Annotated in this window: 10 protein-coding genes; 2 read left to right on the forward strand and 8 right to left on the reverse strand. The window is 40.9% G+C overall.

Annotated features, from left to right (window positions below):
• The first annotated feature begins 47 nt into the window (after positions 1-47).
• Positions 48-1,064: a TRAP transporter substrate-binding protein gene (locus AC2A4J_RS14875; protein ID WP_255828885.1), complete on the forward strand. Its 1,017-nt coding sequence runs from the start codon at positions 48-50 to the stop codon at positions 1,062-1,064.
• 384 nt (positions 1,065-1,448) lie between these two features.
• Here the strand turns inward: AC2A4J_RS14875 and AC2A4J_RS14880 are convergent, their stop codons facing one another.
• The 6 genes from AC2A4J_RS14880 to AC2A4J_RS14905 are packed head-to-tail and all read right to left on the reverse strand — an operon-like array spanning position 1,449 to position 7,647.
• On the reverse strand, positions 1,449-2,732 hold the full coding sequence (locus AC2A4J_RS14880; RefSeq protein WP_484176588.1) for an ABC transporter substrate-binding protein: 1,284 nt from the start codon (positions 2,730-2,732) through the stop codon (positions 1,449-1,451).
• Between the two features lie 57 nt (positions 2,733-2,789).
• On the reverse strand, positions 2,790-3,482 hold the full coding sequence (locus AC2A4J_RS14885) for a hypothetical protein (RefSeq protein WP_484176589.1): 693 nt from the start codon (positions 3,480-3,482) through the stop codon (positions 2,790-2,792).
• A gap of 4 nt (positions 3,483-3,486) precedes the next feature.
• On the reverse strand, positions 3,487-4,611 hold the full coding sequence (locus AC2A4J_RS14890; protein WP_484176590.1) for an ABC transporter ATP-binding protein: 1,125 nt from the start codon (positions 4,609-4,611) through the stop codon (positions 3,487-3,489).
• A gap of 55 nt (positions 4,612-4,666) precedes the next feature.
• Positions 4,667-5,839 (reverse strand): glycoside hydrolase family 88 protein, encoded by a 1,173-nt coding sequence (locus AC2A4J_RS14895; protein WP_484176591.1) that lies wholly within the window; start codon positions 5,837-5,839, stop codon positions 4,667-4,669.
• Positions 5,840-5,841: 2 nt separating this feature from the next.
• The gene (locus AC2A4J_RS14900) at positions 5,842-6,678 is read right to left on the reverse strand and encodes a carbohydrate ABC transporter permease (RefSeq protein ID WP_484176592.1); all 837 of its coding nucleotides are present in this window, start codon (positions 6,676-6,678) and stop codon (positions 5,842-5,844) included.
• Between the two features lie 24 nt (positions 6,679-6,702).
• On the reverse strand, positions 6,703-7,647 hold the full coding sequence (locus AC2A4J_RS14905) for a carbohydrate ABC transporter permease (RefSeq protein ID WP_484176593.1): 945 nt from the start codon (positions 7,645-7,647) through the stop codon (positions 6,703-6,705).
• A gap of 396 nt (positions 7,648-8,043) precedes the next feature.
• Between AC2A4J_RS14905 and AC2A4J_RS14910 the strand changes: the two genes are divergently transcribed.
• The gene (locus tag AC2A4J_RS14910; RefSeq protein ID WP_484176594.1) at positions 8,044-9,870 is read left to right on the forward strand and encodes a heparinase II/III domain-containing protein; all 1,827 of its coding nucleotides are present in this window, start codon (positions 8,044-8,046) and stop codon (positions 9,868-9,870) included.
• Between the two features lie 15 nt (positions 9,871-9,885).
• Here AC2A4J_RS14910 and AC2A4J_RS14915 read toward each other — a convergent pair whose 3' ends face one another.
• Positions 9,886-10,947, reverse strand: a complete 1,062-nt coding sequence (locus AC2A4J_RS14915; protein ID WP_484176595.1) for a LacI family DNA-binding transcriptional regulator — start codon at positions 10,945-10,947, stop codon at positions 9,886-9,888.
• A 19-nt stretch (positions 10,948-10,966) separates the two neighbouring features.
• Entirely contained in the window at positions 10,967-12,874 is a 1,908-nt protein-coding gene (locus AC2A4J_RS14920; protein WP_484176596.1) for a DUF2264 domain-containing protein, read from the reverse strand.
• Positions 12,875-12,977 lie beyond the last annotated feature (103 nt).

Below are 12,977 nucleotides of genomic sequence, written 5' to 3' on the forward strand. Positions count from 1 at the left end.
TTGAATTTCGGAATGTAAAACAACAATAAAAAAATGAGGAAAATCGAATGTCAAAAATTAAAACAACACTTTTGGGTTTGGCGCTAGGCTGCGTTGCGAGCAGTGCTGTTCTTGCTCAGAGTACGACAACATTGCGAGTGGCGACTTGGGCACCAAACAGTAATCCACAAAATGCGGTGGTTTGGCCGACATGGGCGAAATGGGTAAAAGAGGCAACGGAAGGACGAGTGGATGTAGAAATTATCAATTACACGGGCCATCCAAAATCTATTTTTTCCGGCGTTGAAGATGGCATTTACGACGTGGGATTTAGTGTGAATGCCTATCTTTCAGGGCGCTTTTTACTGACCAGTATTGCCGAGATTCCTGGCGAAACGATTGATGCGGCTTCCGCTTCCAGTGCCCTTTGGCGTGTTCAGCAAGAATACTTTAAATCTGCAAATGAATACGATGGCCTGACATTACTGGGTATGTTTGTTCACGCACCGGGGCAGATGCAAACCACTTTTCCTGTTAACAGTTTAGAGGATTTAAAGGGTAAGAAAATCAGGCTTGGTGGCGGTATGGTCAATGAGCTTGCTAAACGCTTAGATGTGACACCTGTTATCGCCCCAGCCAGTAAGTCTTATGAAATGCTGCAACAAGGCATAGTAGAAGGCACTTTTTTGCCAACGGGTGAGCAAAAATCTTATCGCCTAGCGGAAGTCACAAGTGATTTAACGCTGTTCCCGAATGGTCTTTATACCACTGTGTTTAGTATTGTGATGAATCCATATACTTTTGATCAGCTTAGTGAAAAGGATCAAAAAGCGATTATGAGCGTATCTGGAGAGAAGCTTTCGCGTATGGCGGGTAAAGCTTGGCAAGAAGATGCAACCAAGGGAATTACCTATGCGAAAGAAAACGGCGTAAACGTGGTTACCTTGGATAAAAATGATCCGCGTGTCATTGAGATGGGCAAGTTGACGAAAGGCATTGATCAAGTTTGGTTAGATTCGGTAGCGGATCGAAAGGTTGATGCAAAAGGCGCTTTGGCGGCCTTTCGACAATATGTAAAAGAGTAATCTGTTTAGAATTCCGAGCAGGCTGTTGCAATCAGCCTACTCGGAGGCCTTGAAAATGTTAGTTTTAAGTATTCATTAATCTGAAAACAGTTCTTTCAACATTGGATCAGGGTTGTTCAAGAAGGCTCTGGTTACTTCGTAATGTTCGGTGTCTTTGTATTTTACTGGTGAATTTTTCCTCACAAATACATCACAATGTATTGATATTGTTTTTTTATTCGTTGATGTTTTTTTTATTGTCTTGTCGGTGAGTGTATTCTCAGCCTCATCAGGAAGATGCGTGTCATTTCTATTAAGGTGATAATTTGAGTTTAGAAGGTATTAACCTTCAGCAGATACTCAGCTGTCAGTTAATACCAAAATGTTGATTGATAATTCAGTATATTATTTCTTTAAAATCTGGGATACATTTTTATTCATGCTTTCAATACCTTCTTTAATCGATATATTTTCAGTCATAATTTCATCATGAAACCGATTCAAGACTAATTCTATCTGCGCTGCCTTCAAATTAACTGGCATTTCTAAATAGGTTTGTACGGTTTTTAATGCTTCTCTGCTTTGTGGGTCTTTCGGGAAACCCTCTTTTGCCACAATAGTGTCAATAACTGTTTCAGTTCGTAAGGCTGGAAAAATACCTGACTGAGCTATGATTGCAGCTCCTTCTGGTCCAGAAACGAATTTAATAAAGTCCATTGAGGCTTGCTGATGTTTAGACTTAGAGTTAACCGCAAGGCTGGTGATGGTAGAAGCCGTTGTACCAGCTTGTACACCTTTAGGATGAGGGTATTTTACCAATCCCCAGTTTGATGCGCTTGATTCACCTGATTTAACTTTAGCAATTTGTGATCCTATAAACCAGCTTCCCATTGGCAACATGGCAAGGGTGCTATTAAAGAATGGGCCAGAGTAATGGGTTTTAGTTGTTTTTAAAAAGCCATATGAAGGAACAACTTTTTTATCTTGTAGTGTGACTGCTCGTTCATACGATGGGATTAAAAATTTATAATCACCATCAGCAAGAGTGTGTTTGCCATCTAAAATGCCATTTAACTGCACAGTTGAACGCCAAGTATGGAAGACAGATCCGTAGACTTTTTTAGCGCCAAATCCACTGGTCACTTTTGTTGCTAAGGCGTCATAAGCTTCTGTGGTCATATCGTTAGTTGGGTATTTAATACCAGCTTTGTCGAAAATGTCTTTGTTATAATAAACTAACCAAAAATCAGAACGATAGGGCATGGCGTATAAATTACCATCTACGGTAATCGAATCCACTAGGCCAGAATAGGCCTTGGTATCGATATTTTCTTTTTTTACAAAATCATTAAGGTTCGTCATTGATCCTTTACTAATCAATGTGGCGTATAAAGGCACATCTTTAATGGTGAGTATGTCGAGATCATCCGCGCCACCTGTTAATTGAGTGGTTAGCATTTGAGGGTAATCGGCCGAACCTAAATCAGTATATTTGATTTTTACATTAGGATGTTTAGCTTCATAGGCAGAGATAATTTGACTATAGTATGGCTCAGAATTGTAATTCCAAAGTGCCCAGTTTAATTCGATGTTTTCGGCATTAGCGGTTGATGATAAGAGTCCAGCCGCGCCCAAGACACCGACAGCGATGGCGAGTTTGGCTTTAGTGATCAGTTTTGATGCTTTCATATTTGCTTCCTCTTGTAATTATTATGGTTCACATATAAACGAAAACGCATTGAAGCTTTAGTTCTTTTCTAGTACAGCCAAAGCCTCATTCACACCTTTCAGAGTTGAAAAGGTAAGAATCAAAGTGCCGACAGAAAAGTTAAATAATATCGGCATAAAAACAGACACGGGATAAAAAATAAAATGGGTTAACCAAAGTAATATTAGAGCGATCAACCCTAAACAGGGGAAAACAGGTTTTAATAATATGGCTGTAGTAGCGACCTTCATTAATGCTACAAAGGTGAGTTTTTCATTGACTGCCAATGCAGTAACAAAACTTATGGCGACTAGAGTGATAAAGACGCTAACCGCAGCGGATGTTGTTCCTAGAAAGATAAACGTGAAATTAGCCTTTATGTTGGTAAGGTAAAATCGTGTCGTGATAATACCAATGGTTATCAAACATAAAAACACCATGGAGTAGGCCGAAGCGCGTATGAATTGTCGTCGCAGGCTACGGAAAAATTCTCGACCTAAATACACATTTTTATCGGCAATAAAAGACAGGTTTACTTTTACACTCGCCAAATAGGCCGCAGGAATGGTAACAATAGGTAGTGCTACTAATAAGAACAAGAGGTTGAGCTTAACAAGCTCTAACCACTCTCTTTTGACTATGCTTAACAGCAAAGGCAAGCCAACTTTGACTGGCTCATCTTTGGGGATTCCTGCACCTTCTTTGGTAAAATAGTTAGCAAACCATGACATGTCTTTACCCCTCGATTTTATGGCTTAAAACAGAGTTTTCAGTCATAGGATCAAAAAAGTGAGCGCTGGCCATATCGATGAATAAGGGTAAGTTATCCCCTTCTACAGAAGTGCAACGGGAAGATAATTTAGCCACTAGCTTATGGTCATGCACTATTAGATTAAAATGGATTTCAGCTCCCATTGGTTCGACTAAGTCGACGGTTGCAACCAATTGAGTAAGCTGATGATCTGGTACATCGAATGGTTTAGCGTCGTAAAAATTCTCAGGACGTATGCCCAACACTAATTCACTATCAATATAATTTGAGATGGGCGCAAAGCGATCTTCATTTGGAATGCTAAACTCAAAATTATGGAATTTCGCCACTAACCCTGAGGCATTTTTTTCGATTTTGACCTTAAACATGTTCATTTCTGGCGCACCAATAAAGCCAGCGACAAACATATTAACTGGGTGATCGTATAAATTTTGCGGTGTATCTACTTGTAAAATATCGCCATCTTTCATTACCACAATACGATCCGCCATGGTCATGGCTTCTACTTGGTCGTGGGTTACATAAATAAAGGTCGAATCTAACCGCTTATGCAGTTTGGTAATTTCAGCGCGCATAGTAGTACGAAGTTTGGCGTCCAAATTGGAAAGCGGCTCATCAAGCAGGAAAATATTAGGGTCACGAACCATAGCTCGGCCTAGTGCTACTCGCTGTCTTTGACCACCCGAAAGAGCTCTTGGCTTACGATTGAGTAAATGGGTGATATCGAGAGTTTCTGCAGCTTGATGGACTTTCTCTTCAATGATTTTTTCTGAGATTTTTCTTAGTTGTAATCCAAACGCCATATTTTTAAATACGGTCATATGTGGGTACAAGGCGTAATTTTGAAACACCATGGCAATGTCTCTATCTTTGGATTCCACTTCATTGACTATATTGTCATCTATCCAAAGCTCACCACCGGAGATTTCCTCTAAACCAGCAATCATTCGTAAAGTAGTGGATTTTCCACAACCAGAAGGCCCAACCAAAATTAGAAATTCTTTGTCTTTGATTTCTAAATTAATATTATTTACTACTGTCGTTTCGTTGAAAGTTTTATTGATATTTCTCAGTAGAATTCCAGGCACTATGGGCCTCCTAAAATTGAATAATGTCGACAAATTACTAACAAGTAGTATGGCATTACCAGTACGACTTCCAGTCAAATGACAGTCTAGTAAGGGCTTCTAGGTAGTAGTAATCTCCCCAAGATAAGCACTCATCAACCCCTTCTTCAAAACAAGTATTAAATGGACTGCCATTGGAGTAGGTGCCATGTAAAACTAAACCATTGGACATTTTGGGATCTTTTACGGCGTAATTATCAAACACACTTTTGATTATTTGTCGTGCTAGCTTTTTGTATTGCTGAGCAAGATCTTCTTCTACAAGAGATGCCATTTCTAATAAACCGCAAGCAACGATAGAGGCTGACGAAGAGTCTTTTGGCTCATTACCTTCCATAAAGGTTAAATCCCAGTAGGGTACAAGGTCGTCAGGTAAACGTTGTAAATAAAAGGCTAATACTCGTTCGAACGCGTCGCGGTAACCGTCATCTTTTTCATGCTTATAGCATAAGGCCATTCCATAAACGCTCCATGCTTGACCACGAGCCCAAGCTGAATCATTTTTATAGCCTTGCACAGTTGCGCCATACAAAGGTTCGCCCGTTTGACGGTCCATATAAAATGAATGGTAAGTTGAGCTATCAGGACGTATTGAATTATTCAGCGTTGTTTGAGCGTGCAACTTGGCGATGTCTTTATATTTTGAGTCTCCAGTTTCAGCGCTGGCCCAATACAGCAAGGGCAAGTTCATCAAGGCATCAATGATATAACGATAATTAGCTGGATCACTCATATTGCCCCAAGCTTGTATAAACTGGCCGATCGATTGGTATCTATCCAATAATTGGTCTGCTGCAAAAATAGCGGCCTGTCTGGCATCTGAATCACCAACCAACTTCCAAGCGGCCACACAGCTAGGTGTGTAAAGGAAGCCCATATCGTGATGATCGGTTTCAATGCGGTGCTGTATTCTATGCAAAAAACTCTGGGCTTGGATTTGTCCTGCAAATTGAAGGCGTTTATCACCTATGTGTTCATATGCTAGCCAGATCAAACCAGGCCAGAAACCTGATGTCCATTGCACATTGTCTACCTGAGGATAGAAATTGTTCACACTAGAATGATTCTGTGATGAATAGGTGAACTCAGGTAAATTACGGATAATCTGTTTTATCGCAATATCAATGGCTTGTGCCGTTTCATCATCATTGATCATAGCAAGATCAAATGTTTGTGCTTTATTAATCATAATTAACCCTTAAGTCCTTTGGAGGCGACGCCTTCTACGAAAAACCTCTGTAACGATAGGAATACAACCAGTACTGGAATAAGCGAAACAACAGACGCTGCCATGATGAGTCCGTATTCTGCCGAGAACTCCGAAATGAACATTCGTAAGCCAATTTGAATGGTTTTCAGTTCGGTGCGTGTTAAGTAAATCATGGGTCCTAAAAAGTCGTTCCAAGTGGTAACGAAGGTGAAAATAGTTAGGGTAGAAAGCGCAGGTAGTGATAGTGGCAACATAATTTGACGCCAAATTTGATATTCATTCATACCGTCAATTCGAGCCGCTTCACACAATTCATCAGGTATGCCGGAGTAAAATTGCTTCATCAAAAAGACACCGAAAGCGGTAAATGCTTGCAAACAAATTAAAGCTAAATGGGTGTTGTTTAGCCCCAGTTCCCGCATCAACAAAAATTGCGGCACCATATACACTTGCCATGGCATAGCGATAGTCGCGATATAAATCAAAAACAACGTATTACGATAAGGAAACTTAAGTTTTGCAAAAGCGTAAGCCGCAAAGCTCGATGTAAACAATTGCAGTATCGTAACTATGATGGTCAGTTTAGCCGTATTAAATACAAACAAGGCTAATGGGATTTTTTTCCAAATATCGATGTAGTTTTGCCATACAGGTTCTTTTGGAATCCATTCTATTGGAAAGGTAAAAACATCACTGGTTAACTTTAATGAAGCCGATAGCATCCATAAAAAAGGTAAAATCATTATGGCTGTTATGGCGATAGCAATCGCATAAAGTAAGAATCGATGAAGGTGTTTCTTTTTAATTATTAATTTCATCTTAGGTAGTCCTATACGGCAAGTTTAATCATCATTATTTGAATAACGGAATTGAACGATCGTAATGGTGAGCACAAGCAAGAAAAGCACTAGGGCAACCATACTGGAGTAACCTAAATCCCACGAAATAAAGGCTTCATTATAAATATGGTAAACAAGCACAAGTGTTGATGTGCCAGGTCCACCTTCGGTAAGCAACAGAATTTGATCGAATACTTTAAAGGATTGAATGGTGAGCATGACGGACACAAAAAAGGTTGTAGGTGCTAATTGTGGCAGAGTGATATTAATAAACTTCTGCCAAGCACCTGCGCCGTCCATTTCTGCCGCTTCATACAGATCGGTATTAATTCCTTGTAAGCCAGCTAAATAAATAACCATGTAATACCCCATACTTTTCCAAATACCGAAAAATATAACAGTAGCCATGGCCCAATGGCGGTCGGCCGCCCAGCCTGGTAGGTTTTCGGGATCAATGCCTATGGTGTAAAGAATCATGTTTACTGGTCCCATATCTGGGTTAAACAGCATATTCCAAACCACGGCAACAGCTACCAAGGAAGCGACATAGGGGAAAAACATGGCGGTTCTAAAGAAGTTTCTTCCAATTAATTTTTGATTGAGTAACAAGGCAAGACCTAATGCACAAGCCATCGTTAGCGGCACCGAGAATGCCGTGTAAACGATTGTATTCCAGAACGCATCAATAAAAGCACTATCACTAAAAAGCCTAAAGAAGTTGGTTAAGCCTGCAAATTGCATTGGATTAGAACCATCCCAATGCATAAAAGCTAAACCAAAAGAGAAAATAATGGGCCCCATGGTAAAGGCAAGAAAACCAATAAAATTAGGTGCAATAAAAGAGTATGCGACAAGTGCTTGTCGGATTTTTCGCTTACGTCTGTTTGAGGATAACTGAGCCTTTCTTGAGGCTTGATCAGTATTATCTAGCGTAGATTGTGCCGGCATAAATTTCTCCGTCAGATCTATACCCACACGCTAAATTGCATTTAGCTACAACTTTTGGGTGTTGAAACAGATCTGTTTATTAATGACTTGTTATATTTATTTTTGCATTTTTTAGAATATACAATTATGAATGCAAAAGATCAAATGAAAAATAATTTTCTTATTTATGCAAAAAAATAACAAATAAAATAAAATTTGCATAGAATTGACTTGTTACTTATTTTGCCTCAGTAGACAATGAAATATATGTTAGGGAAGGAAGGCGCAGTGGGATTGTGCTTTAGGTTTTAGAGCAAGTCGCACATTAAAGCGCCAAGCCCAAGACAACTTACTGGTATTTTCAAAAGTCATCGTTAGGCTGGTTTTAATTGCCGGACTTAGAAGTAGGGTAAAAATATGTTTTATGAACTATTAACAAATTTGCCAGAGACCTTAGGCGATTATTACGTTGCTCCACGTCAAGAAGATAGAGCCTATTGGACCCAATTGCCTGAATACATAAAAGCAGAACTGCGACAACAAGGTAAGGAGAGTAAAGCCCAAGTTTGGCCTTCTTTGCCCATGAGCTTGTACCTGCAATATACCCAGCAAGGCAATAGGATTAATTATGAACAGCCGTATTTCGCCCGTCGCAACCAGTTAAATGGCTTGGTTTTAGCACAATGTGTTGAGGATACGGATCTGTATATGAACGATATTCTAGATGCCGTGTTTTCTATTTGTGAAGAGAGTGGTTGGCAATTACCCGCTCACAATAGTTATGTGCGTGATCAAGCATGTGACCCCTTGCCTAAGAATAACAAACCTGTAGTTGATCTGTTTAGTGCGGAAACGGGCGCTCAATTAGCCTTGGTAGCAAGTTTATTGGAAGGTGGTTTTAGGGCTATCGACACAGAAATTACTGACCGTATACAACGAGAGCTAGATACTCGTATTATTCAACCTTATCTACAGCAGCATTTTTGGTGGATGGGAAAGGGGGGGGAGCGGATGAATAACTGGACAGTTTGGTGTACCCAAAATGTGTTAGTGACCGCCTTTAGTCGTCCTTTTAGTCAAGCCATTCGTAAAGCGGTAATCTGCAAAGCGGCCTTGAGTCTTGATGCCTTTATGAAAGATTATGGCGAAGATGGTGCCAGCGATGAAGGGGCTTATTATTACCATCATGCGGGGCTGTGTTTATTAAGTTGCTTGCATATTTTGTCTCGCGTTGCTCCCGCCGCTTATAAGGGCTTATGGGCTAAAAGCAAGATTAAAAATATTGCTGAATTTATTGCTTATTTGCAAATAACCCCAGGCCGCTACTTTAATTATTCCGACTGCCCCGCCGAGATAGAAGCGCTAGGTGCACGAGAATATATATTTGCAGAACAGCTTCAATCGGTAAGGCTTAAAGATTACGCCGCCGGTGTTTGGCAACAACAAATGCAGCATTGTTTACCTAAAGAAATCAGCTTATTACAACGACTACAGGCCATATTTGTAGCGGCGGATATTGATGCTTATCAACACAGGTCCGCAGATAAGAGTGGGAAAATTGAAGACAAGTTTTTTCCTAGTATTGGATTGCTTGTGACACGGGACGTCAATTTTAATTTAATGGTAAAAGCCGGTTCAAACGATAACAGTGGTCACAACCATAACGATGTGGGTAACCTTATTTTATACAAAAATGCCAAGCCTTTATTAATCGATGTGGGTTGCGAAAACTATACCTCGAAAACCTTTTCAGCTCAGCGCTATGATATTTGGACTATGCAGTCGGCTTATCATAACCTGCCAACCTTCAATGGTGTGATGCAATCGAACGGGGCGGAATACAAAGCGACTAATATTGATGTGATGCTGGACGAAAATAGTGCCTCAATGGTTATGGACTTAGCTTCTGCTTATCCTGTTGCTGCGCAAATTAACCGTTATCAAAGAAGAGTGACCCTTCTCAAAAATCAAGGTATTGAAATAGAGGATAATGTTGATTTTGCCGCAGCAATGCAAAATAAAGGTGAAGTCGTACTCTCGCTTATGTTTTCGGTTAAACCTAGGGTAAATATTGATGAAATAGTCTTACCTAATTTTGCTCATATTGCATTAACTGGGGTTGACAACATCAGGCTCGATATTCTCCCTATTCAAGACTCACGGTTATTGGCGTCGTGGCCAGATACCCTTTATCGGGTGCTTATTTCCACTAAGCAAACCAAGTTGACCATGAGCATTCAATAGGGCCAGATTTGCGAATCAGTTTTTTACTGGCCCTGTAGACGCGCGTTGTACTAATTTAACAGCGCATTCCGTATAGGTTTTGGCATCATCAGGGTTGCGCATTTGCTCCATCAATCGTTTCACTGATAATGCTCCTAATGCTTCTCGGCCTACATGAATGGTGGTTAATGGACTGGATGCCATTGAGGCGGTGGGTATATCATCAAAGCCGATAATGGAAATATCTTCCGGTATCCGAAAACCGCTTTCCAGTAGTGCTGTCATTGTGCCAAAGGCCACTGAGTCGTTACAGCATTGGACGGCGGTAAAATCGGCTCCGCCTTTTTCCTGTAAACGTTTTTTCATTGCCATATAGGCAATATCAGTGCGCATGGCTTCAAGGTCAATTACCAACTCAGGATCAAAAGTTAAATTCGCTTGTGCTAAACCTTCTTTAAAGCCATCCAGTCGCTGACAGATTGTCGATCTATCTGTGCTGGTCATATTCAAAATTTTACGATGACCATGATCAATCAAATGTTGTACCGCTAAACGGCCACCCAAACGGTTTGCGGGCGCCACAGCAACAATACGCATCAAAGGATCAAAACCGTTCACTAATACGGCAGGAATGTTTTTCTCTGTGAGTTGATTGAGTAAATCTTCATCTTGAAAGGACAATATCAGGTAGGCTTGTCGCTTGCCCTTATCTGTTGAACTCAATAACTCATGCTGGCCTTGATGCACCATTGAAAGGGTCGGCACAATCGCCAGCGCTTTACATTCGGCGTTTATGCCAGTCATTAATCCCTGAATAAATTCCACATGACCGACTTCCGTTTTATTCATGGTAGACAAAATATGCACCCTTACATCCGGTACTGAAATGCCAGAGTAACCAAGCTGGTCAGCCACATTTTGAATACGGTCATTGACGGATTTAGAAATACCTCTGCCACCTTTTAAAGCTCGAGACACAGTACTAATGGAAACATCTGCAGCCTTAGCGATTTCTTTAAGCGTGACCTTTCCTTGGTTTTGCAGGGGATTTGCCAATGAATCGGTTTCTTGGCTAATCAGTTTGGTTTTTTTATTCACGTTAAATTCCTTGGGTGCATTAATTAAGGTCAATATTATGCAGTTTGCATTTAGTAGCAAATGATTTTGAAATTTGTAGCTTGGGTATGTTCTTTGGCTGAGCTTCAGTTAATGCTCCCATGTTGTGCCCGTACACCGCTGTGGCCAACCACGTTGTACCTGCAGCTATGGTTCCAACCAGTCTTGGAAAAACAGAACGGGGGAAGAGTAAATGCGTATTAGGTGCCGATAAAATTATTTCTTCGGAGCGTTTGCCTACTAAGTTAATAATACCGGAAACCAAAGACGCTGAGCGAATGAAAGGCTGTTGCCCAAAACGTGATGTATCGAATGGATTTGGCAGAATGTCGTAACCAGCTCGACTCACTGAAAATCCGCCTTCGGCAAGTTGAATGTCAGTCCCAGTGGTAATTTTATGCAAACGCAGATGCCAGCCGTCATTGGCAAAATCAAGCCAACTGGTAATTTCTAAATTTTCGTCGGGTTGCCAGCGACCCCAAACCAAACCATCTTCATATCCAGCTTCAGTGATGCGACTACGAGACAGCCAAGATAGACCATCTCGGCTGATCATTAAACCATTATCAACGGCACTAAAATCGGGACGGTTTTTATATTGATGATCACTGGCAACCGAAAAAGCAAAGGCACTTGAGTAAGCGAAGCGCGCATATTTTGCATCATGGCAGCGGTGTTCAAAACCGTCTTGTCCACCAGTTAATGCCACCGTGTCTGCTAATGTTTTACGGACAATAAAGCCCGCTGCTGGGCTATCAATTCGACCTTGGGGCTGAGTTGAGGAGGCTTCTTCTTCTGCCAGCCAAAATGCATGAGTATCAGGTAAGGCCAATACCAACAGGGTTTTTAAGGCCCAATAAGGTGAGCCGGGCGCATTATAAGATTCAGATATTAACAAATTGGGGTAGCTGTATCCCACAGAAAGAACACCGTCTCGGTCGCACATGGGTTGCTTCGACCACCAACGTAAATGCTGTAGCAATATATGTTTTATACGTCCCCAAGGTAAAACTTCTTCATCGGCATAAGCACAGGCCGACCAAAATGCCGCTTGGGCAAAGCGATAGGTCATAGATCGTCCAAATGGAATGGCAGCGCCATTACTATCAAACCAATACTGAAAGTCAGCTGCAAATTTGCGCGCCCGATCTCGAAATCGTTTAGCTGCTTCTGGGTATATATCACCTGCCACTTTGGCAAAGATTAATCCATAAAAATGCAGCCCCATTGGCGAATAATAATCAAGTTGGTTGCATAACCCATCACGGTAATAGCCATCTTCAATATAGAATTCATCAATATGCTGTATGGATTCTATAATATGCGTTTCTGACCATGTTGCGCCCACATGACGTAGAGCTAAATTGGCCAGTATTCGAAAGAATAACCAGTTGTTATTGGGTATAGGTTGTTCATTTATTTGTAATACCCATGTGGCTAAATTTGATTTTTGTGTCTCGCTGAGAGGTTCCCAAAAATGCTCAGGGGTGAGGAGCAAGGCAAAAGCAATACCTGCAATTTCAACTAAGCGTTGATCATAACGGCCTGCGTTGCCCCAATATTCAGGGTGGGTGGGGTCGGTACCATTAATAAAACCCTCAACAAAAATAGTAGAATCTTCAAACTCATAACCTCCTGCTAGTAAGGGAACTATGCCCCATAACGGTCGTACAAAGGCTTCCATCTCAGCTGCAGTTTGATCGTAATGCGTTGCCCCAACCCCAAGCAATAAACGCGTATTACCTTCAGAAAACCAAGGTTTTAAAGGTTGGTAAAAGTCCAATACGGCTTGCTTTAAATCATCACGGCTGCTTAATTTGTTACCAAATAAAGGGTTCTGATGAATTAACTTTGTATTTGAAAGACTGTTTAGCTGCTTTGGACTTAGGGTTTGAATGGTGTTGGTCATACGCTATCTCGTTTTGCTCTAAATAATTGTTGTTATAAAAGGAGAAGGAAAACTTTTACCAGAATATAGAATTTGCACAAATATGCAAATTCTATATTCTGGT

This window comes from Marinomonas sp. ATLA20, assembly GCF_057180105.1.